The organism is Hymenobacter ruber (assembly GCF_054783255.1).
On record NZ_BAAGQX010000002.1, the window covers coordinates 1,218,475 to 1,242,016 of the forward strand.

Genomic DNA, 23,542 nt, shown 5'->3' on the forward strand with positions numbered 1-23,542 from the left:
GCTTTTTACCCAAAAAGAGTGGCCCTGGCTGCTCTTTTTGCGTATTCGGGCAGTTCGCGCTCTATTTCAAGAGCTCCAAGGATTGTGATAATATTAAGTATATATAGTAACTTTAAAACCTGACAGCGAAGCTCAACAATTAAAGCTGCTCGGCTCTTACTTACTATTCCACCTTCCTTTTTTCATACCCTATGATAGACTACATGAAAATGATTCTGACCAAGGTCAGCTTCAACAAGGCCCTGTTTGAGAAAGAATTGCGCAAAGCTCTTAAGATGATAAAGCCTGCCGAACTGCCCGATTTCCGCACGTGGTGCTACCGGCAATTCGTGCGCCTCTACCGCCGGGTACTGAAACGGGTATTTGCCAGCACCACGCCGGAAATCGGCTTGGCCTAGGAAAATCCCCCGCGCGGGCCGGCGCTATTCGGCCACAAACCTGATGTTGCGTTTCAGCCCTTCGTAACCCGTGCGCTTCACGGCCGACTGACGGAACAGCTCCGTAAATAATTCGTGGGTGATTTCGCGCCAGTCGCCGGGCGTCAGGTCCTTCAGGCCGGGCGCGGGGTTGAATTGCGGCTCGTTGTGCGGCTTCGCGAAGCGGTTCCACGGGCACACGTCCTGGCAGATGTCGCAGCCGAATATCCAGTTGCCGAACTGCCCGGCCACTTCGGTCGGAATCTGGTCCTTGAGCTCGATGGTGAAGTAGCTGATGCACTTGCTGCCATCCACTACGTAGGGCTCTGTTATGGCTTGGGTGGGGCAGGCATCCACGCACTTGGTGCAGGTGCCGCAGTAGTCCCGAATGGGGCCGTCGGCGGGCAGTTCCACGTCCACAATCAGCTCGGCGATGAAGTAGAACGAGCCCGTGCCGGGCGTAATCAGATTCGAGTTTTTGCCCACCCAGCCGAGGCCGGATTTCTTGGCCCAGGCCTTGTCCAGCACCGGCGCCGAATCGACAAAGCAACGGCCTCCGATGGCTCCGATTTCGGCTTCCATGTCGGCCAGCAGCGTTTTCAGCTTGTCTTTGATGACAAAGTGGTAGTCGCGGCCGTAGGCGTATTTGCTGATTTTGAGGGTATCGTCGGGCTGCTGGGTTTCGGGCGCGGGGTAATAGTTGAGCAGCAGCGAAATCACCGATTTCGCGCCGTCCACCAGCAGGCGTGGGTCGAGGCGCTTGTCGAAGTGGTTTTCCATGTAGCCCATCTTGCCGTTCATGCGGCGCGTGAGCCAGGTTTCGAGGCGCGGGGCTTCTTCCTCCAGAAATTCCGCCTTTGAAATGCCGCAGGCCATGAAGCCGAGCTCGGCCGCGCGGCGCTTGATGAAGGGAGCCCACTGGGACTGGGGAAGCATGGGCAACGAGATAACTGAGCTGCAAAGAAACAGGAAACGCGCCGCTGGGGGCGGCGCGTTCCGTTTGGGTTGTAGCGCGGACTTTGTAGTCCGCGACTAAACGATTCATTCGTGGACTACAAAGTCCGCGCTACAATCGCTACGACGTTATCTCGTCAAACAAGCTGGCGCCGTTGTTACCGCGCAGGTGGTTTGGTAACAGCCGCCCAAGGTGCTGATAAGCCGCCTCGGTAGCCTCACGGCCACGCGAAGTGCGCTTGATGTAGCCTTCCTGAATCAGGAATGGCTCGTACACTTCTTCTATGGTTTCGCCTTCTTCGCCGCAAGCCGTAGCGATGGTGCTGATGCCCACCGGGCCGCCCTTGAACTTGTCGATGATGGTGGTCAGGATGCGCTTGTCCATGTCGTCGAGGCCGCGGGCGTCCACGTCGAGGGCATTGAGGGCGAACTGCGCGATTTCGACCGTGATGGTGCCATCGCCCTTAATTTGGGCGAAGTCGCGGGTGCGGCGCAGCAGGTTGTTGGCAATGCGGGGCGTCCCGCGCGAGCGGCGGGCAATTTCGAAGGCCGCGTCCTCGTGAATGGGCGTGCCCAGAATCTCGGCCGAGCGCTGCACGATGGTGGTCAGCAGCTTGGAATCGTAGTATTCGAGGCGTGCCGAAATGCCAAAACGCGCCCGTAGCGGGGCCGTGAGCATGCCCGAGCGCGTGGTAGCGCCCACGAGGGTGAAGGGCGACAGCGAAATCTGCACCGAGCGGGCATTCGGGCCCGAGTCGAGCATGATGTCGATGCGGTAGTCCTCCATCGCCGAATAGAGGTATTCTTCCACCACGGGGTTCAGGCGGTGGATTTCGTCGATGAACAGCACGTCGTGCGGCTCCAGGTTGGTGAGCAGGCCGGCGAGGTCCGAAGGCTTGTCTAGCACCGGGCCGCTGGTCATCTTAATGCCCGAGCCCAGCTCGTTGGCAATGATGTGCGAGAGAGTGGTTTTGCCCAGGCCGGGAGGGCCGTGCAGCAGCACGTGGTCGAGGGCATCGCCGCGCATTTTGGCGGCGGCCACAAACACTTTCAGGTTCTCCAGAATCTTGTCCTGGCCCGTAAAATCGTCGAAACTGAGCGGCCGGAGGGCTTTGTCGATGTCCTTGTCGGTGGCATCGAATCCGTCGGTGCCGCCGGTGAGATAGGCTTCGCGCATAATGATATTGCTAAAATGATTGGTCGGCGCTTGCTAAGCGTATGAGTAACCGAAGCAAGGGTAAAAAAGCTCCTTTTGAAGGCAAAAATTCGTTTGTCATCCTGAGCGCAGCGAAGGACCTTATCACGTTGGAACAGAACGCTCGGGCGTGATAAGGTCCTTCGCTCCGCTCAGGATGACAAAAGCCCTGATGGAGCCCCGCCCTACTCGTGCAGCAGTACTTCGATGTCGAGGTGCAGCCAGTCGGTCTCCCAGGATTTGTGGTTGAGGCGGGCCGAGAGGTGCTTGCCGGCATCGAGCAGGCGGGCGACGGTCTCATTGCGGCCCTCGGGCAGGTAGCCGAGCCAGACGTTGGCGGGGTCGGTGGCGGGGGCGGTGTGCACCTGCACGGCCCAGTCGTCGTAGTGGTTATCGGCTTCGCGGCTGAGGTGCAGGGCCTGGCCGACCTTCAGCTTGGGCTCGTATTTCTCCAGGTTGGGGCGGTGCGAAGTGCCGGCCACGAGGCATTCGAGCAGCACAAGGGGTTCGGAAGCAGGGACGACTTTCATCATGGGGCCAAATTACGGCACCGGGATGGCTTCTGCTACCGGCACGGCGGCCACGGCCGGCGCAACGAGTGGCGGGACCGGCCCAAAACGACTCCGCTTGTACCGCGCCTTGATGTAGTGGTTGCAGGGCATTTCCACGAAGCGGTGCAACAGGTAGCTCAGCACTATGCTTAGCACGAAGATGAGGGCGGCCAGCACGTACATGTTATCGAAGAGCCCGCGATGGTCGTTCTCGTACTTCAGCCACCGGATTACCAGCTGGTGAATGAGGTAGAAGCTGAAGCTGATTTCGCCCAGCAACACCATCGTCCGGCCAGACAGCAGCGTCGACAGGTAGCCCCGCTGGTAGGAAAACGAGAGGATTACGAAGGCAATGGGCAGCCAGTAGTAGCACGAATACCGGTACACGATGGCGAAGTCGCGGTGAAAATGAAACACCGTGACGAAGGCCGCCAACGACAACACTTCGAGCGCGGTAGCACCCAGGCGGGAACGATAGGCCCGGCCCACGAAGCCCTGCTTGTAGACCTGGTGCAGGGCAATGCCCAGCAGAAAATCGACCAGCCGAAAGAACGGATTGATGTAGAACAGCTTGTGAAACTCGTCTTCCTGCGATACCTGCATTAGAAATGGTACCGCCAGAAACAGCACCCACCCAAAACGCAGCAGCAGCTTGTTGCGGACCAGCAGAAACACCACGAACGGGAACGTGAAGTAGAAGAACATTTCATCCGAAATACTCCACGACGGCCAGTTGTAGGAGAAATAGTAAGGCATCTCCGGAATGAAGGCCTGTAACAAGGTGGCGTTGGTGAACAGCACGTTGAGCCCGGTGGCCATGCTCTGGAAGGGGCCCGCATATTCCTCGGCCGAATAGAGCATGAGGCCAAGGGCCAGCAGCATGGTGACCAGGTGCAGCGGATACACCCGGGCAATGCGGGCTACCCAGAACTCACGAAACGACACCCGCCGGCTGAGCAGCCGCTCATCGTAGTTCAGCGACAGGATGAAACCGCTCAGGATAAAGAAAAAGCTGACCCCGATAAAGCCTTCGCCCATTATCAGTTCGTACCAGCGGGCATACCGGGGGTAGGTGGCCGCATCGAAGAACTGAATGTGGCTGGCAAACACCATGAAGGCAAACAGAAACCTCAGCGAGGTGAGCGGCTTAATCATTGAGCTGTGCGTAGCGGGACTGCGCCCGTATGGGTTAGTAATTGGGTGATTATGTGCCGGCCACTGGGGTAGAGGGGCGCTGGCAGGGCGTGAATACCCTGTAGTACGGGGCCGATGCCCCGGGTGGGAAAGATTAACTGTGAAGCGCTAGCCCTAACAGACAGTTCTGGTTAAAGCTGTATATCAGATAGCTGAACTGCCCGCCGGCATTGCTGTTCGTATTGCCGCTGAATAAGTCCGGTACCGAAGTTTTGCACCGATAACGCTGCGTAACAAAGAGTAAAACTACGGTACGGATGGCAGTTTTACCGTGCAGGCGCAGCTGAGTAGGCCGCATTTTCAGGTTTTCTTCCCAATTTACCGTAGCCATCGTGCGTGGCAACTCAGCCCTCCCCCCATGGCCGATTTTGATGATGACGACCTGGACGCAGATGCTGAAGAAGAGCGTACTGCCGAGCAGGCCGCACAGTTCGAAGCCGAGTTGCAGCGGCAGATTGCCCTACTGCCGCCCGAGCTTTACGAGACCATGCAGCCGCTGCTGCTGCTCGGCAGCGTGGCCAACTACATGCTGCTGGGCCACGACGACGACCCCGTGCCCCTGGCCCTGAGGGAGCTGCTGGGCTACGACATCGACACGCTGCAGTTGGTGGTAGCCGTGACCGACAACCCCAGCCTGGCCCGCGTGATGGCAGCCCATACCCTCCAGTTGTTCGACTTTGTGGTGGTGGGCCGGCTGGTGTACGAAAGCTCCCTGGATGAGCCCCTGCGGGCCTACCTGGCCCGCAACCAGGCCCCCGAGGAGGAGTTTGCCGGGCCGCGCGAGTACATGCTCACCTTTGGCGAGTCGCTGCTGGAAAATATTGCGCAGTACCTAGCCGGGACCGATGCCGAGCTACGCGAGGAGTTGCACCTGCGCCGCCTGCAAACCGAAAGCATCTTCGCACGCCTCGACGACACGCTGCGGCCCTACTACCCGCCCGGCCACTCACCTGAAGAGCTTCAGGCCGAGGCGCTGGATGCGGCCGACGAAGCCGAAGACGCAGAAGAACCAGCCGTGCACGTCACCTTCAACGAAGGCCAGCGCGTGACGCTGAGCACCGCCCTGCGCCTGCCCTACATCCTGGCCGAGCTGGGCGAAACCGCTTTTGGCCGGGCGCTGGGCGGCGTGCGCCGCCTGCGCCGCAAGGCCCTGAAGCGGCTGGCCGCCCGCCTGGCCTCGTCGGAGGCCGAAGAGCCATTCAGCCTCAGCCGCTCGGAGCTGCTGCGGCTGTACCAGGCGGCGCAGGTATGCGCCCTGAGCACCGTGACCGACGTGATGGCCGCCGGCAGCCTGGAAGACGTGATGCGCACCGCGGCCGCCGGAAACGAAGAAACCGCGGAAGAAATAGCTGCCTCGGCCCACCACGCCCGCGAGGTGATGCTGATGATGATGGCCGGCTTCGTGGAAGTGGTCGAAATCAACCACCCCGATGATGAGGAAATAGCCGAGGCAAAAGCCGAAATCTCGCAGCTGGCCGAGCTGCTGGCGGAGTGATACTCCGGCCGTAGGTGGCTTAGCTTTACTCTTGTAAAACCGTAACAATCCTTTCCAACCATCTTTTCCTATGACAAACTTTTACTCACTTCCTCGCTGGGCACTGCGCACCGGCTTGCTGCTGGCCCCGGCAGGCGCGGCGCTGGCCCAGGCCCCCGTCATCACGTCCGTTATTCCGATGACCAATGCGGTGGCGGCGGCCCGCAGTGGCCCCGTCACGGTCAACTTTAATCAACCGCTCACGGCGGCTTCGGCGGGAGCCCTCAAGGTATTTAGCAGCCAGCGGGGCGGACTACGCACGCGCGGCACCACCCCGGCCGTGGTGAGCGGCAGCACGTTGAGCTTCACACCGTCGGCCTACGACTTCCGGCCCGGCGAGACGGTGCAGTACACCGTGACCACGGCGGCGGCGAGTAGCGGCGGGGCGCTGGCGCGGGGCCGCGTGGTGCAGTTCACCACGGCGGTGGGCGGCACGGGCACGGGCGGGAGTTTTAGCCTCCCGGCCACCAACCCCGAAGTGCCCACGAACGACTATCCAGGAACAGTAGTGCTGGGCGATATGGATGGGGATAGTGACCTTGATTTTGTCGCGACTTGCCAAGGCTCAACGGTTAATCCCGGTTCGGTGAGAGTGTATTTCAACAATGGGCGGGGTGAGTTTACTAGCGGTCCGGATGTGGCTGTGGGCCGGATTTACTACAACACGAAGCTGGGCGACCTGGATGGGGACGGCGACCTGGATTTACTCATCGTTAGCGACAGCGGCATGGTGAGCGTACGCCTGAACAGCGGAAATGGCACGTTTGTCGTGCCAGGCAATACGCCGGAGGTGGCAGTGGCCAATAATGCAGGGGGTACGGTAGTAGGCGATGTAGACGGCGACGGCGACCTGGATGTCCTAATATCCAATGGGAATAACGCGAGCGTGCGGCTCAACAACGGAGCCGGCGTTTTTACTGTCCCGGCCACCAACCCCGACGTTGCCTTTATCAGCCCAGGAAACCTGACGCTGGGCGACGTGGACGGCGACGGCGACCTGGACCTGCTCACAATCAATTACAATGGCTCCGTCGCACCTGCCTCTCTGAGTGTGCGCCTCAACGATGGGCAGGGCAGCTTCACGGCATCACCGCTCATTCCTGACCTTGCCCTTACCTACTATCCTCCCAGTAGCCTGGTGCTGGGCGATGTGGATGGCGACGGCGACCTGGACGCATTTATGGCCATCCAGGCTGGCGGCTGGGCTGTCTTATGTCTTAACGATGGCCAGGGCCACTTCTCTGTATCAGGTTCCCTCAATGGCATCGAGACAGGTTATTATCCAGGTAGTGTAGCGCTGGGCGATATGGATGGTGACGGCGACCTCGACCTAATTATTACCAGACAAATTAGCGGAGTAGGGTACCCTACAGCGCGAAATGGCGTGGTTGCGATACGTTTCAACAATGGGCAGGGTGATTTCACGACCATGCCCATTAATGCTAATTTCTCCACGGGCCGCTTCTCCTCCAGCACAGCCCTGGGTGATATCGACGGCGATGGCGACCTGGACTTTGTGGTTTCCAACTACGAAGGCTTTTCGGTGAGCGTACGCCTCAATGGCGGCAGCGGCCCGTTGGCCACAACCGCCGGCCACCTCAACGCCCCAGCCCTCGCCCTCTTCCCCAACCCCGCCCATGGCGCGGCCACTCTCACCGGTGCCGCCCCAAATGCCCCACTCGCCGTGCTCGATGCCTTGGGCCGGGTGCTGCTCACCGCTACCGCCAATGCTGCCGGCATGGCGCGGCTGGCGCTGCCGGAAGGGCTACCGGCGGGCGTGTACCTGGTGCGCAGCGGCGGGCAGGTGCGCCGCCTGGCCGTGGAGTAGGTGTGTTGGCTACTTTTGCCTTGCTCCCACCTCACTCTTTTCCATCGTTCGCATGAAAAAAGCATTTCTCTCCGTGGCGCTGACGCTGGCCGTGGCTGGCTCATGGGCGTTTTATCCCAACGCTGCGCCCGCCCCTACGGGCTACCTAATGGTAGTGGGCAGCGGCCGCCCGGGCAATGAGTCCTACGTGCCCGAAGTCATCACCATTCAGCCCGATGGCAAGCAGCAGGTGCAGCGCCTGACCAACGTGAAGCCCGGCACCGACCGTACCAGTACCGACGTGGCCGTGGCCCTGCACCATGCCGAGGTATTACAGGTGAATGCCCTGGCCGCCAAAGGCTGGCGGTTGGTGAGCGTGGCCCAAAGCACCGTGGGCGTGGGGGCCACCACCGAAACCGTGTACATAATGGAACGGCGCTAAGGATTTCTTTTATCAAGCAAAAACGGCCGCCTCATTGCTGAGGCGTCCGTTTTTGCTTGGGGCATTGCACCCCCTGAATCAGGGCTTACTTGAATGCCTGGATGCCGGTGATGTCGGCACCCGTGATGAGCAGGTGAATGTCGTGCGTGCCCTCGTAGGTAATCACCGATTCGAGGTTCATCATGTGGCGCATGATGGGGTACTCGCCGGTGATGCCCATGCCGCCGTGAATCTGGCGGGCTTCGCGGGCCACGTGCAGGGCCATATCCACGCTGTTGCGCTTGGCCATGCTGATTTGGGCGCTGGTGGCTTTGCCTTCGTTTTTGAGCACTCCGAGGCGCCAGGCCATGAGCTGGGCTTTGGTGATTTCGGTAATCATCTCGGCCAGCTTCTTCTGCTGGAGCTGGAAGCCGCCGATGGGCTGCCCGAACTGCTCGCGCTGGAGCGAGTATTTCAGGGCCGACTCGTAGCAATCGATGGCCGCGCCGATGGCGCCCCAGGCGATGCCGAAGCGGGCCGAATCGAGGCAGGAGAGCGGGCCTTTGAGGCCGTCGACGTTGGGCAGGATGTTCTCTTTCGGGATTTTCACGTCCTCAAACACCAGTTCGCCGGTGGTGCTGGCGCGCAGGCTCCACTTGTTGTGGATTTCGGGCGTGCTGAAGCCTTCCATGCCGCGTTCCACGATAACGCCTTTGATGCGGCCCTGCTCGTTTTTGGCCCACACCACGGCCACCTGGCACTCGGGCGAGTTTGAAATCCAGAGCTTGGCCCCGTTCAGCAGGTAATGGTCGCCCATGTCCTTGATGTTGGTGGTCATGCCGCCGGGGTTCGAGCCGTGGTCGGGCTCGGTGAGGCCAAAGCAGCCCAGCCACTCGCCGGAGGCCAGCTTGGGCAGGTATTTCTTGCGCTGCTCCTCGGAGCCGTAGGCGTAGATGGGGAACATCACCAGCGAGCCCTGCACCGAGGCGGTGGAGCGCATGCCGGAGTCGCCGCGCTCAATTTCCTGCATGATGAGGCCGTAGCTGATGTAGTCGAGTCCGCCGCCGCCATACTCCTGCGGAATGGTGGGCCCGAACGCGCCCACGTCGCCGAACTTCTTCACCATCTCGCTGGGGAAGTGTGCGTCCTGCGCCCATTTCTCGATGTTGGGGCTGATTTCCTTCTTCACGAAGTCGCGAATGGACTGGCGGATGAGCAGGTGCTCCTCGGTCAGCAGGCCGTCGAGGTCAAAATAATCGGTGAAGCCGTTGGCGTTGGTGCTGCCTTTCTGGGCAGTGTGGGCTTTGGCTTGGGGGGAGAGAACGTCAGCTTCGGATGACATGGGGGCGGGGATTGGGGTGAGGGGTGGGAATGTGCCGGTAAAGATAACAGGCGGGCCGGAGCCGCCGGGAGTTGGTGTGGCGGACAGAGTCGGAGTGGGCGGCTTACATTTCGACACCTTTACTGGGGCTGGCAGATGGCTTCCCGCTTGCCGGCTTCGTTTAAAGCCTACTGCCCTTCTTTCTGCTCGCCGCGCTATGCCCAACCCGATGCCCACCCATCACCCTGAAAAGCTCAACGAGCTGGAGGCTACCGCCATTTGCGGCAACGATATTTCCTCGTCGTGCCTGTACGTGTCGGCGCTGGCCATTTCCTACGCCGGGCAATACGCCTGGCTGGCCCTGCTGATAGTGGGCGTGGTGCTGTTTCTGTTTCGCAAAATCTACGGCGAAGTGGTGGGCGCGCTGCCCCTGAACGGCGGCGCCTACAACGTACTGCTAAACACCACCAGCAAGCGCAATGCCGCCCTGGCCGCCACGCTCACCATCCTGTCGTACATGGCCACAGCTGTGCTTTCGGCCAACGAGGCCATGCACTACCTGCACACGCTGTGGCACGGGCTGCCCATTATATGGGCCACGGTGGGCCTGCTGGGGCTGTTTCTGCTGCTCACCATTCTGGGCATGTCCGAGTCGGCGATTGTGGCGGTCATCATTTTCATCACGCACCTGGCCTCGCTCACGCTGCTGGTGGGCGTGGCGGGGTGGTACCTGGCCACCCACGGCCTCAGTAATCTGACGCTCAACTTTGCACTGCCGGTGAAGGGCGGCAGCATCACCGACGCGCTGTTTTATGGGTTTAGTGCGGCCATGCTGGGCATTTCGGGGTTCGAGAGCTCGGCCAACTTCGTGGAAGAGCAGGCCCGGGGCGTGTTCCAGAAAACGCTGCGCAATATGTGGGTGGTGGTCACGGTGTTCAATCCGCTCATCGCGTTTCTGGCCGTGGCGGTGCTGCCCATGGTAGAAGTGGGCCAGCACACCGAAACGCTGCTCTCGTACCTGGGTACCGTCACGGGTGGGCCGTGGCTGGGCACGCTTATCTCGGTGAATGCCGTGGCGGTGCTGAGCGGGGCCGTGCTCACGTCCTTCGTGGGCGTGAGCGGCCTGATGAAACGCATGACCCTAGACCGCATTCTGCCGCAGTTCTTCCTGAAGGAAAACGGCCGGGGCAGCAACTACTTCATCCTGCTGGCCTTTTTCCTGCTCTGCATTTCGGTGCTGCTCATCACCAACGGGCAGTTGGGGCCGCTGGCGGGCGTGTACACCATCTCGTTTTTGTCGGTGATGGCCTTTTTTGCCTTGGGTAATTTCCTGCTGAAGGGCAAGCGGCCCAACCTGCCGCGCCCGGTGGTGGCGGGCATTCTGACGGTGACGCTGGCGCTGGCCGGCGTGCTGCTGGCCCTGTTCGGCAACGTCAAGATTCACCCCGAGTACCTGATTGTGTTCCTCGAATACTTCCTGCCGGCCATAGCGGTGGTGTCCGTCATGCTCAACCGCATTGCCATTCTGAGGCTGCTACTGCTGGCCATGGAGTGGCTGGTGCAGCACCTGCCGCGGGTGGCGCGCCTGGCCCGCCTCAAAATTCAGCGACACCTGCGCGAGCTGGCCCGGCAGGAATTCGTGTTTTTCACGAAAGGCGATAACGTGGCCAACCTCAACAAGGTGATGACCTACGTGGTTGAAAACGAGTTTACCAACCGCCTCAAAATAGTAACCCTGCTCCAACCCGGCGAGAAATACCCCGAGGAGTTGCTAAACGATATTAAAGTGTTGGACCGCGCCTACGAGCAGATTGAAGTAGACTTCGTGACCATGGAAGGCCATTTCGGCCCGACCCTGATTGAGGAACTGTCGAAGCGCTGGAACATCCCCAAAAACTTCATGTTCATTGGCTCGCCCGGCGACCGTTTTCCCTACCAGATTTCGGAGCTGGGCGGCGTACGGCTCATCATCTGACCACGGATTCGCTCGGATTTTTCGGATTTCACGGATTTTGTGGACGGCGCTATGTAGCCGAAAGCTCGAACAACATCAAACAAAAAGGCCGCTCGTTGAGCGGCCTTTTTGTTTGAAAACTCAACTGATTAATCGTCCACAAAATCCGTGACATCCGAAAAATCCGAGCGAATCCGTAGTCTAGAAACGCAGATTCAGCGAAGCCAGGAAATTGGTTTTGGCCTGCGGGTACACGTAGTTGAAGTACTGCGTCTGCCCGCCATACACGTAGCCGTAAGTGTAGCCGTTGTTCACGTATTCGGTGGCGAAAACGTTGTTGACCAGCAGGGCCAGTTCCACCTCACGCAGGCCGGCGAAGGCCGCCGGGTGCCAGAGGTAGCGCAGGCGCACGTCCTGCACGTAATAGGGCGCGATGCTACGGCTTGCGGTGCTGGTGTTGTCGAGGTATTGGCGGCCGGCGTAGCGGGCCAGCGCGGCCAGCTTCAGGCCGGCCACGGGCTCCACCTCGGCGGTGTAGGCAGCGGTGAAGTCGGGCGAGAAGGCGATGTTAGTCTGCTTGAAATAGGTGGCTTTTTCGCCGCCCTTGTCGTAGTCGGCCAGGTAATCGGTGTAGTTGTTGATTTTATTGCGGCTGGCCGTGGCCGTGGCCGTGAGGGTGAACTTGGATACCGGCTGCCAGGCAAGCTGGCCCTCCACCCCGGCGCGGTACGAGTCGGCCACGTTGGTGTGGATGGGGTTGCCCACGTCGTCGAGGTGGCCCGACAGTACGAGCTGGTTTTGGTAGCGCATGTAGTAGCCGTTCAGGCTGGCCTGCACCTTGCCGGCGGTGCGGCGCAGGCCGGCTTCGTAGTTGAACAGGGTTTCGGCCGTGGGGCGGCGCTCGGCGGGCGTGTCGGTGTAGTCGGTGCGGGTGGGCTCGCGCTGCGCCACGGCAAACGAAGCGTAAGCTTGCGTGCTACCCGTGAGCTGATAGGTGAGGCCGGCCTTCGGATTCAGGAACTGGAAGTTGATGGCCTGCTGGCTTTTGGCACCATCGGGGCGGCCGTCGGGCGCAAACAGCTCGTAGCGCACAGTGCGGTACTGCAAGTCGCCGAAGATGCCCAGGGCGTCGGTCAGGCTCACGTTGGCGCGGGCGTAGATATTGAAATCCGTCTTGTGGGCGTTGGGCTCGTCGTAGTAGCGCGTGCCGGTTTCGGGGATAAATGTGCCGCGCTGGGCCCAGGCCAGCTCATCGAAATGCTGGCCCCGGTAGCCCACGAACGCGCCGCCCAGCGTGGCCTCGGTCAGGCGGCCGGCGGTGGGCCGCAGCTGCAGTGCGTAGGTGGCGCCGTACAAATCAGTCTTGAGCCAACGCCGGCGAATGACGTCGGTGCTCGTGAGCGTATCGAGGCTGCCACTGGCGTTGGGCTGGAAAACCGGCCCGCTGATGCCGTACTTGGCGAAGTCCTGGTTGGCTTTGTATTCCTCGTAATAGCCGCCGCCCCGCGTCCAGAACGGCGTTACACTCAGGTTGAGGGTCTCAGTAAGCTGGTGCGAAATGAGGAACTGATAGTAGTCCTGCTGGTAGTTGTCGGTCTGGTTTTTATAGCCCGGCTGGTGCTGACCGGCGTCGGTGCCGGCTTCGTTGTAGCGGCGGTTTTTGTGCAGCAGCGAATCGGCCAGGCCGTACCAGCTTTGATAAGTGGTTTCGTAGCCGGTGAGGACGAGGGCGCGCAGCAGGGTCTTTTTATCGGAATACGTGCCGGCCAGGTACAGGCTTTTCAGCCGCGACCAGCCCCGGTCAATATAGCCTTCGCTCTGCACGCGCGAGGCGCGGGCATCAACCGTAAAATGGCCGTTTATCAGCCCCGTACCGGCCATAATGGTCGATTTCCAGGTACCAAACGAGCCGGCCGAGTTGTTCACTTCGGCGTAGGCTTTGGGCCGCAGGCCGAGGGTTTCCACGTTCAGGCTGGCCCCGAAAGCGCCCGCGCCGTTGGTGCTGGGCCCGGCCCCGCGCTGCACCTGAATGCTTTGGGTGGAAGAAGCCAAATCCGGCAAATCGACGAAGAACACGCCGTGGCTTTCGGCTTCGTTCACCGGCACGCCGTTCAGCGTCACGTTGATGCGGGTGCCATCGGTGCCCCGAATGCGAATGCCGGTGTAGCCCACGCCGGTGCCCGCGTCGGAGGTCGTGACCACGCTCGGCGTTTGGTCGAGCAGGTAGGGAATGTCCTGGCCGAAGTTGCGGGCCTGCAGCTGCTCGCGGCTCACGTTCTGGTAGGTGGTGCCAGTTTTGTCGGTGGCGCGGGTGGCCGTCACAATGGCCCCGGGCGTAAGAATGCGGCGGGCAATGGTCGTATCATTGGGCACGGTGCCGGACACGGGGACTTGCGCCCACGCCGGCGCGGTGGCCAGCGCACACAGCGCCGCCCCCGCAAAGAGTACAGTTTTCAAAAAAGGGTTGGGTAAAAAGTGGAACGCGCCGTCGCCCCAGGGGTCGGAGCGGCCGCGGAATCGTCCGTGGATTGTTTATTCCCTTCGCCGGCATTACCCGGTTCAGGTTCGATGGGTATCATCTCAGCCGATGTCGTGCACAACATCAGCACCCCTAAACATGGCGCAAAGATATAGCCTGCCGCTTTGGGGCGCATCTTTTTTATTTTTCAGGGCGGGCGCAGGCGGCGGTTTGCTGACTGTCAGTTAATTTAGGGACGTCGGCCGGCGGAACGCCGGGCCGGGGGCCTACGTTATAGACTCCGCACCGCTTTAGCCGCTTTCGCCATGTTCAGCTTAGTCTACGCCGTTGCTATTTGCGCCTTTTTCCTGTTCGTGCTGGTGCTGCCGCGCCGCCGCCGCGTAGTGCCCCCGCCCCCGCCCAGCGATGGCGACGACGACGGTGGCGAACCCCATGACCCGGGCCTGCCCGACCTCGACCTGCCCCCCGGCATTTCGCGCCCCATCAACGACTGGGAGCCCGACTACAACCGCCGCCGGGTGGAGATATAGACAGTTGATTTACGAAAAGAGGAGTTAACAGGCCAAAGCCCCGTTGAAGGCGGATTTGGCCTGTTAACTCCTCTTTGCTTATGCCTTCCTCACAGCGCCACGGCCATGCGCACGTAAGCCACGGAGCCTTTATAAAACGTTTCGCCCTCGGGCTGCAGGCCAAACCGGGCGTAGAAACCGGCGCTGTCCTGCCGGGCATCACACCAGATGCGGGTAGCACCCAACTGCCGGGCCTCCGTGAAAACGTGCCCGAGCAAGGTGCTGCCAATGCCCTGCCCCTGGCAGTCGGGCCGGGTGGCGAACTTGCGAAAACGGGCCGTCTCGTTCTCCACAAACAGGGAGATTACCGCCACCAATTCCTCTTGCCGAAACGCACCGAAGTGGTGGCCCGTGCTGTCATCTTCGATTTTGACGTAAGCCAGCGGCTTATCGGGCCACAGCACCTGGTGGCGCAGGGCATACGTGTCCTCCGGCCGGACGGGGCGGATATCAAAAGAGTCAGGCATTGGCTAACTGAAATCAGCCGACAGTGATGGTGTAGGCGGCGGTGAAAACCTGGCCGGGCTCCAGGGTCAGGATGCCTTCTTTCTCGCTGAGTTCGCCGGGCTTGCCGGCCGCGCTGGCGATGCCGTGCCAGGGCTCCACGCACACAAAGTTGGCTCCCGGGCCTTTAGTCCAGAGGCCGAGGTAGGGAAAGCCATCGAACTGGAAGCGCACGAAGTGGGACGATTTGCGCGAGCGCAGTGTGAGGCCGCTGAAATCATAGTGTTTGAACACCAGCGCGTCATCGGCAAACAGGCCGTAGCTGAGCGGCAATTCCTGTTGCCCGGTGAGCACGGGGGCCGTCTGGCCCGTGAGCAGGCCGCCTTGCAGCAGGTGGCGCTCCAGGGTCACGGGGTGGTCGAACTCGAAGTAGTAGTCCTCAAATTTTTCATCCGGCAGCAGGGGGCAGCGCACGGCCGGGTGCGCCCCAATGCTGAAGAGCAGCGGCGCATCGGTGGCCGGGTTGCGCACGTCCCAACGCACGGTGAGCTCGGTGTCGCGCAGGGTGTAGGTGATGGTGAGCTCGAAGGCGAAGGGGAAGACGGCGCGGGTGGTTTCGTCGTGGTGCAGGCGAAACACCAGTTCGGTGGCCGTATGGCGCACCACGGCAAATTCCTGGTCGCGGGCGAAGCCGTGCTGCGGCAGCTTGTAGGCACGGCCCTCGTAGGAGTAGGCGTCATCGGGCAGGCGGCCCACCAGCGGGAACAGCACGGGCGCGTGCCGGGCCCACACGGCAGGGTCGGCGGGCCAGATGTATTCGAGGTCGTCGGCGGTGGTGCGCAGGCTGGTGAGCTCGGCCCCGTGGGCGGCAAACGTGGCCTGGCAAGCGGGCGTGCTGAGAGTGTAGTGGGCGGGATGGTAGGCCATGCGGGGTTCTTCTAAAGTAAGAGCAGAATCAGCAGCAGAATAGTGGGCGGCCGTACGCAGCAGCTCATCTACTAGAAACCGGGCCTGGGCAAAGCGGCGCTCGCCGGAGCCGGAAATTTCGGCAAAGTTGGACATGCGCTCGCTCAGCTCGCGGCGGTAGAGGTCGTAGAAATGCTGGCGCAGGTGCGGGTGCTCGCGGAGCGGGTCGGGCTCCCAGGGCAGGTCGACGCCCATGAGCAGGGCCAGGTCGTACTGCTGCTGGTCGATGGTGCGCAGAATCCACTCGGGGCAGGAGCCGAAGGAATGCTCGGACCAGATTTTTATCACCAGCAGGTCGCTGTCGCAAAAAAATACGCCGTTGCGGGCGCGGGCAGCGGCTTCGGCTTCGGCGGCGAGCTGGCCGCGGGCTATTTCCTCCAGGTCCTCGGGGGTGTAGTGCGGGCCGGACAGGGCCAGGTACTCGCGGGCAAACTCGGGGGCAAAGGAGGTGCCGTAGTGCGCCGCCAGCTGGGCGGCCAGCGTCGATTTGCCCGTGGATTCGGGGCCGGTGAGGGAAACGCGGAGCAACGTATTGGGGTGGTGAAGAGGAAAACAGAGGGCAAGCAAGCGTCGGAAGCCATCATCTGGGTGGGATGACACGGGTGTCCCCCGGCGCAATTGGTCAATTTATCGGCGGGCCGAAACCGCTCATACGGCAGCCGGGGTGGGTGGTACGGCGGTGGGGTGCACTAATTCGCGCCGCCACTGCCAGTAGCCGTAGACAGCCAGCCCCAGGTAGAGCGCGTAGAGCAGGCTGGTGGGGTAAAGGTCTTTGTACCAGAGCACGGGCACGTAAATCAGGTCGACCAATATCCAGATGAGCCAGTTTTCGAGGCGCTTGCGGGTGAGCAGGTACTGCGCCACGATGCTGCCGGCGGTGGTGAAGCTGTCGAGGTGCGGCAGCGAGGCATCGGTGTTATAATGCAGGTAATAGCCGAAACCCAGCGTGAAGGTCAGGGCGAAGGCCACGCCCGCCAGCCACTCGCGGCGGGTAGCGTGCGTCACGCCCAGCTCGGTGGCGTTGCGGCCGCCGTACAGCCACTCGTACCAGCCGTAAATGCTGAGGGCGATGAACAGCACCTGGAGGTAGCAATCGGAATAGAGCCGCGCCCGGTAGTAGACGAAAACGTAGAGAAGGCAGCTGATAATGGCCACCGGGAAGTTCCAGATGGACTCGCGCGCGGCCAGCCACACGCAGGCAAACCCCGTAACCACGGCCACCAGCTCCAGCGCGGTGGTGGCGTGCCAGTACTGCACAAACGAAGTCGGAATATCGAGCAACAAAGAAGCAAACACGCGGGCACGGCCTGGTATGAAGCCGCAAGGTAGAACGCGACGGACCTATTTTTGCAGCTTCAATCCCGCTCTATGTCCAGCTTCTCCCTAGAAATCAGCCCCGAAGACCTGCACCGCCGCCTGCAAGCCGGCGAAGATATTCAGCTCATCGACGTGCGCGAGGAAATGGAGTTTGAGTATTGCCACCTGCCCGGCAGCCTGCTGCTGCCCCTGGACGAGCTGCCGCGCCGGGCCGCCGAAATCCGCACGGAGGGGCCGGTGGTGGTCATTTGCCACCACGGGGTGCGCTCGGCCCACGCCCTGGGCTACCTGCGCCAGCGCCTGGGCCGCACCAACGTTATCAACCTGCGCGGCGGCGTGGATGCCTGGGCCGAACGAGTCGACCCGGCATTTCCCACGTATTAGGCCCAGCCGCGGCCGCCACTTGCCGGGGTTCGTTGTTATCCCTGCCAACCGCTGCCGCTCTTCATGCCCGATTTCCCGCTGCCCACCAGCCCTATTTCTTCCGCCCTAGCCCCTACCCTTTCGGACCGGCTGGCCCTGCGCGAGCGGCCCATGGGCCAGCCCCTGCTGCGCCAACAGTGGAGCGAACTGCTATTTCTGCACTGGGCCGTGCCGGCCGAACTACTACAGCCGCACCTGCCGCCCCGCCTCAAAATTGACCTGCACGACGGCATGGCGTGGCTGGCCGTGGTGCCGTTTCAGATGAGCAAGGTGCGCACCCGCCTCACGCCGGAAGTGCCGGGCACCAACGCCTTCCTGGAGCTGAATGTGCGGACTTACGTGCATCTGGACGGCGTGCCGGGCGTGTGGTTTTTCTCGCTCGATGCCACCAGCGCGCTGGCCGTATGGGTGGCGCGCACGTTTTTCCGGCTGCCCTACCTGCGCGCCGACATGCGCTTGGAACGGCCCAGCGCCGATTTACGGCAGTTCACGGCTACCCGCACACATGGCAGCACCCCGCCCGCCAGCTTCCGCGCCACCTGGAAAATCGGCGCGCCGCTGCCGCCTTCGGAGCCGGGCTCGCTGGCGTTTTTCCTCACCGAGCGGTATGCGCTCTACACCAGCAACAAGGCCCAAACCAAGCTCTACCGGGGCCGGGTGGCGCACGCGCCGTGGCCGCTCAGCACGGCCCAGGTGCTGCACTTGGAGTCGAACCTGATTGAAGGCCATGGCCTGCCCACGCCGGCCGGAAAACCCGTGGTACATGCCGGCGGCCCCGTGAGCGTGGAGCTGTGGCCCATGCAGCAAGTGTAGCACGGCTGCTACGCACGCAGCCAGCGGGTCATTTGGGGAAAGCCATCGGTCGTCGTCATCTCCATCCAGACCAGCAAGGGCAGGCCGGGGTAGATGCTTTGGCGGAAATTATTCAGAATCCAGTTGCTGGAGTTGCGGTAGCCGGCAGGGTGAAATACGATTTCGGGCAGCACGCCAATGACCTGAGCTGCAGCATATGACCAGAGCATGGCCACGATTTCTTCGCCGTCGATGCCGTTTTGGTCGGGCTTGCCGGCCATCACATTGCCGGCCAGCTGGACGCGCTCGGCGGCGGGCGTCACGGCCAGATGGCCGGCTTCGTGCAGGATGTCGCCGGGGTAAAGCAGCTTGGCGGGGTCAATCAGCAGGCCACCGTTTTCGATGAGGATGCCGGGCAGGAAGGTCTCGACGGTAATCTCAACTTCCTGAGTCGGAATGCCGATTTCGGCCAGAAACTGCCGCATAGCGGGCAGGTAGGCGAGAGCAGCCGCATTGATGGGCGGGGAAGACACTTGGTTAGATGACATTGGGAAAGAGGCACTATGCGGTTGCAGACCAAACTTAACGCCGTTTCGGCAATCGGTAGCCGGCAGCCCCACGCCTCTGCGGCAATCGCACGCGGACCCGCCGCCCCGCTTCAGGCCGTAATTTTGGCCCGATGCCCAACGCCTTCGTCCTGCCGCCCCTCCCCGACCTGCCCATTATCGCGGCGCTGCCTGAGTTGCGGGCCGCACTGGCCGTCCACAGCCGCGTGGTGCTGGAAGCGCCGCCCGGCGCGGGCAAAACCACCGTGGTGCCGCTGGAGCTGCTGGCCGCCGAATGGCGCAACCCCAACGATAAAATCCTGGTGCTGGAGCCGCGTCAGCTGGCCGTGCGCGGCGCGGCCGCCCGCCTGGCCCAGCTGCTGGGCGAGCCCGTGGGCCGCACCATCGGCTACCGCGTGCGACTGGATAGCAAAGTGAGCCAGGAAACCCGCGTGGAAGTCATCACCGAGGGCATTCTCACGCGCATGATTCAGGACGACCCGGCGCTGGAAGGCGTGGCGGCCGTGGTGTTTGATGAATTCCACGAGCGGAGCCTGAACGCGGATTTGGGCCTGGCGCTGGCGCTGGATGCGCAGGCGGTGCTACGGCCCGAGCTGCGCATTCTCATCATGAGTGCCACGCTGGAGGCCCAGCGGCTGGGCCAGTGGTTGCCCGCGCCGGTGGTGTCGTCGGCCGGTTTTCTGTTTCCGATTGAGACGCACTACCTCGACCCGCGCCGCGCCTCGGCCCTGCCCAACAAGCCCAATGAGCGGCTGGCCGAGCTGGTGCCCGCGCAGGTAAAAGCCGCTTTGAATGCCCACCCGGAAGGTGACATCCTGGTTTTCCTGCCCGGCGTGGGCGACTTGCAGCGCAGCGCCCGCAAGCTCGAATCATTACCCGAAAACATCGACCTGCACCTGCTGCACGGCGAACTGCCGCTCGAAGCGCAGGACGCGGCTCTGCGTCCCTCAAAGGCGGGTCGGCGCAAGGTCATCCTGGCCACCAGCATTGCCGAAACCAGCCTCACCATCGAGGGCGTGCGGGTGGTGATTGACGGCGGCTTTGCCCGGGTGCCGCGCTTCGTGCCGCGCACCGGCTTCACCACCCTCGAAACCGTGCCCGTGGCCCGCGCCGCCGCCGACCAGCGCCGGGGCCGCGCAGGCCGCCTCGCGCCCGGCACCTGCTACCGCCTCTGGACCGAAGCCGAGCACCACAACCTGCCGGCCCACCGCCCGCCCGAAATCCACACCGCCGACCTCAGCAGCCTCGCCCTGGAGCTGGCCCTCTGGGGCGCGGCTGAACCTACCAGTCTGCGCTGGCTCGATGTGCCGCCGACGGCTGCGTTTGCCCAAGCACAGGAGCTGCTGCTGCGGCTGGGCGCTTTGTCTGAGTTAAGAGTTAGGAGTGAAGAGTTAAGGGTTGGTGAGCCGGTGTCAACTCTTAACTCCAAAAAGCCCACTCTGCAAGGCCGCCAATTAGCCGCGCTGGGCCTGCCGCCGCGCCTGGGCCACCTCGTGGTACGCGGGCAGGAGCTGGGCCACGGGGCGGCAGCAGCTTCTATCGCTGCGCTTTTGGCCGAGCGCGACCTGCTGCGCTGGGCCGCCCCTACCGACACCCGCCCCGCCCCGCCCGACCTGCGCCTGCGCCTCGAAGCCTTGGCCAGCGGCCGCCCGCCTCTGCCCGGCCTCGCCCTCCACCACGCCACGTTGCAACGGGTGCGCGACGTGGCCCGCAACCTTACCGGCCGCATGGGCAAACCCAATAATTCACCCACTCACTCAATTACCCATTCACCCGTGGGCTTGCTCACTGCACTAGCCTACCCCGACCGGCTGGCCCAGCGCGAAACCCACGACCGCCTGCGCCTCGTGACGGGCCAACGCGTGAGCCTGAACACAACCGATGTAGACCCACAGGCTACGTTTTTCGCGGTGGCGCATTTGGCGGGCACGGCCTCGGCCCCGCGTGCCACGTTGGCGGCACCGCTGGGCCAAGATGAGCTGGAACTGGCTTTCGGTGACCAGATTACGACCACTGACGAAGTACGCTACGACCCCAACACGCAACGCGTGACCGGCCGCCGGGTGCGCCGCCTAGGCGCGTTGCTGCTCGATGAAAAAGTCATTGGTCAGCCTGATGCGGCGCTGGTGGCGCGGGCCCTGCTCGACTATCTGCAGGAAGCCGGCGTGAGCAAGCTTAACTGGACGCCCGCCGCCCGCCAGCTCCAGCAGCGGCTGGAGTTTCTGCGGCAGCACTTCCCCTCAGTTGATAGTGCAGAACCCTGGCCCGCTTTTGATGATGCCACGCTGGCTCACGAGTTGGCCGACTGGCTCGGGCCGCACCTCACCGGCCTCAAAACCCTTGACCAGGTGCAGCGCCTCGACCTCTACGAGCCACTCCTCTCCCGCCTGCCTGGCGGCTGGAACCAGCGCCAGGAACTGGACCGCCTCGCCCCGGCCGCGCTGGAAGTGCCCAGCGGCTCGCACATCACCTTGGATTACAGCGACCCGGCTGCCCCCGTGCTGGCGGTGAAATTGCAGGAGTTGTTCGGCCTGACCGAAACGCCCACCGTGGCCGCCGGGCGCGTGCCGCTGCTGCTGCACCTGCTGTCGCCCGGCGGCCGGCCAGCGCAGGTCACGCGCGATTTGCGCAGCTTTTGGGAGAAGGGTTACTTTGAAGTGCGCAAGGATTTGAAAGGCCGTTACCCCCGCCATCCCTGGCCCGACAAGCCAATGGAACACATCCCAACCCGCCTCACCAAGAAGCGGTTGGGACAGTAAACCGGGACGGCGCGTCCTGCTATTACGACCCCAAAACGGCCGCTAAAAAACCGTTTCGCTGCCGGGCAGCCGTCACGTAACTTCGTAGTAACAACGCTCCTTTCCACAGTTACATGGCTGCTACTGCTCCCTCCGAAGCGCCGGTTATTGCCGGCGACCAACTCACGCCGGGCTGGCTCAAAATCGTTTGGCTCTACCTGATGCTCACCCCGGCGCTGGTGTGGGGCTTTTCCAGCTTGTCCGGGCCGCGCAGCCTGGCCTCGGCCCTGATTACGGTGGTCACGGTGGGCTTCGGGCATTCCATTGGCCTGCACCGCGGCATCATTCACCGCTCCTACCGCTGCGCGCGGTTTACGCGGGGGCTGCTGGCGTATTTATTTGTGCATACGGGGCTGGGTGGGCCGCTGTCGTGGGTGCGGGTGCACTACTTCCGCGACTACTGGCAGAACCGCATGGACTGCCCGGCCTACTTCCGCTACGACCATTCCATTGCGAAGGATTACTACTGGAACCTGCATTTCGCCCTGAAATCGGGCGATATCGGCCGCTACGAAATTCCTGACGAAGACCTGTACGACCCCTGGCTAGCCTTCCTCGAAAAAACCTGGTACCTGCACGTATTGGCGGCGGCCGGCCTCATCTGGGCCTTTTTCGGGTTCGAAGCCATGATAGTGTGCGTGCCGCTGCGCATCAGCATCACCATTCTGGGGCACTGGTTCGTGGGCTTCATCTCGCACAAATACGGCTACGCCCGCTACGACATCGACGACGCCACCGAGCACGGCTACAACAACTGGGTGCTGGGCGCGCTATCCTTCGGTGAGGGCTTCCACAACAACCACCACGCCCACCCCAGCTCGGCCAAAATGAGCACCGAATGGTACGAGCTCGACCTGGGCTGGTACCTGGTAGCCAGCCTGCGTGCCGTGGGCCTGGTGTGGGATGTGCAGGTAGTCGGCCGCGACCACACCCAAAAAGCCCGCGCCAAAGAGCGCAGCTTCCGCTGGCGCTGGCCGTGGCAGAACTAGCGGCTGATATTAGCGCATCTCATTGTCGTCCAGAAAGTTCTTGCCATCGGCCCGGGGCGAGTAGTGGCGGTGCAGCCAGCGGCTGAGGCCACCAAGGCCCGGCAGCAGCACCCGCTCGGTGATGTTGGCCTGGTCGAGCTTATCGCGCACTTCCCACTTGAGGCGGGCGGGAATGATGATGCGGAAATACAGCTCCGGCCGGTCGGCCAGCCAGTCGTGCAGCACGCTCTGGGCCGTGCTCATCAAGGAGAACAATGCGTACTGATGCACAATGCGGGCATCGAGGCTGGGGGGCTCCAGAAACAGCACGTAAGGCTCGGCCTGCAGCTCTTCGAGTTCGCGCAGGCTGCTGCTCACGGGCTGTAGTAGTTCGGAGGTGAAGACGTTGGAGCCTTCGGATTGCAGGGCTTGACGCAGGCGCTGAGGCAGGTGCTCGGCGGCTTTCACGTAGTTCAGCGCCCAAATGATACCGTCTTCGTGGTAGGCCGCAATATCGTCGGTAGCGAAGTGCAGGGCCACGTAGGGCGAGTACGTCCAGTCGAGCAGGCGGGTGGGCAGGCCGTGGTGCTGGGCCAGCGCCAGCCAGTCCCAGGTGCTGGTAGTAGCAGTGGGCAGGCTGGTTTCGCGGGCATACTTGCGGAAGTTGCGCAGCAGGTGGTGCTCCAGATTCTGGTATTCTCCCCCCAGCCGCTGCAGGCTGGTTTCGAGCTGAAAATGGCGCGAGCGGCCGCCCCGGTACACAAACGGCGACCGGAACCGCCCAATGCGCGCATCCCAGGTATTCTGAAACAGCAGCCGTTGCAGGTCTTCCCAGGAAGTGGCTTCGTAGTCGTTGTTAGCAGATAAGGGCAT

21 protein-coding genes and 1 riboswitch are annotated in these 23,542 nt (G+C 62.3%); of the genes, 10 read left to right on the forward strand and 11 right to left on the reverse strand.

Features of this window, described 5'->3' with window-relative positions; translation table 11 throughout:
* The first annotated feature begins 191 nt into the window (after window positions 1–191).
* Window positions 192–398, forward strand: a complete 207-nt coding sequence (locus ACYVM5_RS05795; protein WP_460617185.1) for a hypothetical protein — start codon at window positions 192–194, stop codon at window positions 396–398.
* A 24-nt stretch (window positions 399–422) separates the two neighbouring features.
* Here the strand turns inward: ACYVM5_RS05795 and queG are convergent, their stop codons facing one another.
* From queG to ACYVM5_RS05815, 4 genes are all read right to left on the reverse strand, one after another.
* Entirely contained in the window at window positions 423–1,352 is a 930-nt protein-coding gene (gene queG, locus ACYVM5_RS05800) for an epoxyqueuosine reductase (RefSeq protein WP_460617186.1), read from the reverse strand.
* A 139-nt stretch (window positions 1,353–1,491) separates the two neighbouring features.
* On the reverse strand, window positions 1,492–2,547 hold the full coding sequence (gene ruvB / locus ACYVM5_RS05805; RefSeq protein WP_241938400.1) for a Holliday junction branch migration DNA helicase RuvB: 1,056 nt from the start codon (window positions 2,545–2,547) through the stop codon (window positions 1,492–1,494).
* 203 nt (window positions 2,548–2,750) lie between these two features.
* On the reverse strand, window positions 2,751–3,098 hold the full coding sequence (locus ACYVM5_RS05810; RefSeq protein ID WP_198069910.1) for an HIRAN domain-containing protein: 348 nt from the start codon (window positions 3,096–3,098) through the stop codon (window positions 2,751–2,753).
* Between the two features lie 9 nt (window positions 3,099–3,107).
* Window positions 3,108–4,271: an acyltransferase family protein gene (locus ACYVM5_RS05815; RefSeq protein ID WP_460617187.1), complete on the reverse strand. Its 1,164-nt coding sequence runs from the start codon at window positions 4,269–4,271 to the stop codon at window positions 3,108–3,110.
* Window positions 4,272–4,668: 397 nt separating this feature from the next.
* On the opposite strand from ACYVM5_RS05815, the gene ACYVM5_RS05820 reads away from it, so the two are divergent.
* The 3 genes from ACYVM5_RS05820 to ACYVM5_RS05830 all read left to right on the forward strand — a co-directional run bounded on the left by ACYVM5_RS05820 (window position 4,669) and on the right by ACYVM5_RS05830 (window position 8,093).
* On the forward strand, window positions 4,669–5,805 hold the full coding sequence (locus ACYVM5_RS05820) for a hypothetical protein (protein WP_460617188.1): 1,137 nt from the start codon (window positions 4,669–4,671) through the stop codon (window positions 5,803–5,805).
* Between the two features lie 70 nt (window positions 5,806–5,875).
* Window positions 5,876–7,672 carry an FG-GAP-like repeat-containing protein gene (locus ACYVM5_RS05825; protein ID WP_460617189.1) on the forward strand — a complete coding sequence of 599 codons (1,797 nt, stop codon included), beginning with the start codon at window positions 5,876–5,878 and terminating at the stop codon, window positions 7,670–7,672.
* Window positions 7,673–7,724: 52 nt separating this feature from the next.
* Window positions 7,725–8,093, forward strand: coding sequence for a DUF4177 domain-containing protein (locus ACYVM5_RS05830; RefSeq protein ID WP_460617190.1), 369 nt, complete (start codon window positions 7,725–7,727; stop codon window positions 8,091–8,093).
* Window positions 8,094–8,178: 85 nt separating this feature from the next.
* On the opposite strand, the gene ACYVM5_RS05835 is transcribed toward ACYVM5_RS05830, so the two are convergent.
* A complete protein-coding gene (locus tag ACYVM5_RS05835; RefSeq protein WP_460617191.1) occupies window positions 8,179–9,414 on the reverse strand; it encodes an acyl-CoA dehydrogenase family protein in 1,236 nt (411 codons plus the stop codon).
* A gap of 208 nt (window positions 9,415–9,622) precedes the next feature.
* On the opposite strand from ACYVM5_RS05835, the gene ACYVM5_RS05840 reads away from it, so the two are divergent.
* The gene (locus tag ACYVM5_RS05840; protein WP_460617192.1) at window positions 9,623–11,368 is read left to right on the forward strand and encodes an APC family permease; all 1,746 of its coding nucleotides are present in this window, start codon (window positions 9,623–9,625) and stop codon (window positions 11,366–11,368) included.
* A 180-nt stretch (window positions 11,369–11,548) separates the two neighbouring features.
* Here ACYVM5_RS05840 and ACYVM5_RS05845 read toward each other — a convergent pair whose 3' ends face one another.
* Window positions 11,549–13,804 carry a TonB-dependent receptor gene (locus ACYVM5_RS05845; RefSeq protein ID WP_460617193.1) on the reverse strand — a complete coding sequence of 752 codons (2,256 nt, stop codon included), beginning with the start codon at window positions 13,802–13,804 and terminating at the stop codon, window positions 11,549–11,551.
* Between the two features lie 62 nt (window positions 13,805–13,866).
* Window positions 13,867–13,970, reverse strand: a riboswitch (TPP riboswitch).
* 161 nt (window positions 13,971–14,131) lie between these two features.
* Between ACYVM5_RS05845 and ACYVM5_RS05850 the strand changes: the two genes are divergently transcribed.
* Complete coding sequence (locus tag ACYVM5_RS05850; protein WP_460617194.1) at window positions 14,132–14,356, forward strand: hypothetical protein; 225 nt, start codon at window positions 14,132–14,134, stop codon at window positions 14,354–14,356.
* An 89-nt stretch (window positions 14,357–14,445) separates the two neighbouring features.
* On the opposite strand, the gene ACYVM5_RS05855 is transcribed toward ACYVM5_RS05850, so the two are convergent.
* The 3 genes from ACYVM5_RS05855 to pnuC all read right to left on the reverse strand — a co-directional run bounded on the left by ACYVM5_RS05855 (window position 14,446) and on the right by pnuC (window position 17,101).
* Window positions 14,446–14,862 (reverse strand): GNAT family N-acetyltransferase, encoded by a 417-nt coding sequence (locus ACYVM5_RS05855; protein ID WP_460617195.1) that lies wholly within the window; start codon window positions 14,860–14,862, stop codon window positions 14,446–14,448.
* Window positions 14,863–14,875: 13 nt separating this feature from the next.
* Complete coding sequence (locus tag ACYVM5_RS05860) at window positions 14,876–16,333, reverse strand: aldose epimerase family protein (RefSeq protein ID WP_460617196.1); 1,458 nt, start codon at window positions 16,331–16,333, stop codon at window positions 14,876–14,878.
* 120 nt (window positions 16,334–16,453) lie between these two features.
* Window positions 16,454–17,101: a nicotinamide riboside transporter PnuC gene (gene pnuC / locus ACYVM5_RS05865; RefSeq protein ID WP_460617197.1), complete on the reverse strand. Its 648-nt coding sequence runs from the start codon at window positions 17,099–17,101 to the stop codon at window positions 16,454–16,456.
* 72 nt (window positions 17,102–17,173) lie between these two features.
* Between pnuC and ACYVM5_RS05870 the strand changes: the two genes are divergently transcribed.
* Window positions 17,174–17,506 carry a rhodanese-like domain-containing protein gene (locus ACYVM5_RS05870; protein WP_460617198.1) on the forward strand — a complete coding sequence of 111 codons (333 nt, stop codon included), beginning with the start codon at window positions 17,174–17,176 and terminating at the stop codon, window positions 17,504–17,506.
* A 63-nt stretch (window positions 17,507–17,569) separates the two neighbouring features.
* On the forward strand, window positions 17,570–18,358 hold the full coding sequence (locus tag ACYVM5_RS05875; RefSeq protein ID WP_460617199.1) for a YqjF family protein: 789 nt from the start codon (window positions 17,570–17,572) through the stop codon (window positions 18,356–18,358).
* A gap of 8 nt (window positions 18,359–18,366) precedes the next feature.
* Here the strand turns inward: ACYVM5_RS05875 and ACYVM5_RS05880 are convergent, their stop codons facing one another.
* Window positions 18,367–18,885, reverse strand: a complete 519-nt coding sequence (locus ACYVM5_RS05880) for a hypothetical protein (RefSeq protein WP_460617200.1) — start codon at window positions 18,883–18,885, stop codon at window positions 18,367–18,369.
* Window positions 18,886–19,016: 131 nt separating this feature from the next.
* Between ACYVM5_RS05880 and hrpB the strand changes: the two genes are divergently transcribed.
* Window positions 19,017–21,662 carry an ATP-dependent RNA helicase gene (gene hrpB / locus ACYVM5_RS05885; protein ID WP_460617201.1) on the forward strand — a complete coding sequence of 882 codons (2,646 nt, stop codon included), beginning with the start codon at window positions 19,017–19,019 and terminating at the stop codon, window positions 21,660–21,662.
* Window positions 21,663–21,775: 113 nt separating this feature from the next.
* Window positions 21,776–22,690, forward strand: coding sequence for a fatty acid desaturase (locus ACYVM5_RS05890; RefSeq protein WP_460617202.1), 915 nt, complete (start codon window positions 21,776–21,778; stop codon window positions 22,688–22,690).
* Between the two features lie 9 nt (window positions 22,691–22,699).
* Here ACYVM5_RS05890 and ACYVM5_RS05895 read toward each other — a convergent pair whose 3' ends face one another.
* Entirely contained in the window at window positions 22,700–23,542 is an 843-nt protein-coding gene (locus ACYVM5_RS05895; RefSeq protein ID WP_460617203.1) for an FRG domain-containing protein, read from the reverse strand.

Excerpts from the sequence above, each read along its gene's own strand:
- ACYVM5_RS05795 (WP_460617185.1), top strand. The coding sequence starts at position 192 with ATGATAGACTACATGAAAATGATTCTGACCAAGGTCAGCTTCAACAAG.
- queG (WP_460617186.1), bottom strand. The coding sequence starts at position 1,352 with ATGCTTCCCCAGTCCCAGTGGGCTCCCTTCATCAAGCGCCGCGCGGCC.
- ruvB (WP_241938400.1), bottom strand. The coding sequence starts at position 2,547 with ATGCGCGAAGCCTATCTCACCGGCGGCACCGACGGATTCGATGCCACC.
- ACYVM5_RS05810 (WP_198069910.1), bottom strand. The coding sequence starts at position 3,098 with ATGATGAAAGTCGTCCCTGCTTCCGAACCCCTTGTGCTGCTCGAATGC.
- ACYVM5_RS05815 (WP_460617187.1), bottom strand. The coding sequence starts at position 4,271 with ATGATTAAGCCGCTCACCTCGCTGAGGTTTCTGTTTGCCTTCATGGTG.
- ACYVM5_RS05820 (WP_460617188.1), top strand. The coding sequence starts at position 4,669 with ATGGCCGATTTTGATGATGACGACCTGGACGCAGATGCTGAAGAAGAG.
- ACYVM5_RS05825 (WP_460617189.1), top strand. The coding sequence starts at position 5,876 with ATGACAAACTTTTACTCACTTCCTCGCTGGGCACTGCGCACCGGCTTG.
- ACYVM5_RS05830 (WP_460617190.1), top strand. The coding sequence starts at position 7,725 with ATGAAAAAAGCATTTCTCTCCGTGGCGCTGACGCTGGCCGTGGCTGGC.
- ACYVM5_RS05835 (WP_460617191.1), bottom strand. The coding sequence starts at position 9,414 with ATGTCATCCGAAGCTGACGTTCTCTCCCCCCAAGCCAAAGCCCACACT.
- ACYVM5_RS05840 (WP_460617192.1), top strand. The coding sequence starts at position 9,623 with ATGCCCACCCATCACCCTGAAAAGCTCAACGAGCTGGAGGCTACCGCC.
- ACYVM5_RS05850 (WP_460617194.1), top strand. The coding sequence starts at position 14,132 with ATGTTCAGCTTAGTCTACGCCGTTGCTATTTGCGCCTTTTTCCTGTTC.
- ACYVM5_RS05855 (WP_460617195.1), bottom strand. The coding sequence starts at position 14,862 with ATGCCTGACTCTTTTGATATCCGCCCCGTCCGGCCGGAGGACACGTAT.
- ACYVM5_RS05870 (WP_460617198.1), top strand. The coding sequence starts at position 17,174 with ATGTCCAGCTTCTCCCTAGAAATCAGCCCCGAAGACCTGCACCGCCGC.
- ACYVM5_RS05875 (WP_460617199.1), top strand. The coding sequence starts at position 17,570 with ATGCCCGATTTCCCGCTGCCCACCAGCCCTATTTCTTCCGCCCTAGCC.
- ACYVM5_RS05880 (WP_460617200.1), bottom strand. The coding sequence starts at position 18,885 with ATGTCATCTAACCAAGTGTCTTCCCCGCCCATCAATGCGGCTGCTCTC.
- hrpB (WP_460617201.1), top strand. The coding sequence starts at position 19,017 with ATGCCCAACGCCTTCGTCCTGCCGCCCCTCCCCGACCTGCCCATTATC.
- ACYVM5_RS05890 (WP_460617202.1), top strand. The coding sequence starts at position 21,776 with ATGGCTGCTACTGCTCCCTCCGAAGCGCCGGTTATTGCCGGCGACCAA.
- ACYVM5_RS05895 (WP_460617203.1), bottom strand. The coding sequence starts at position 23,542 with ATGCCCTTATCTGCTAACAACGACTACGAAGCCACTTCCTGGGAAGAC.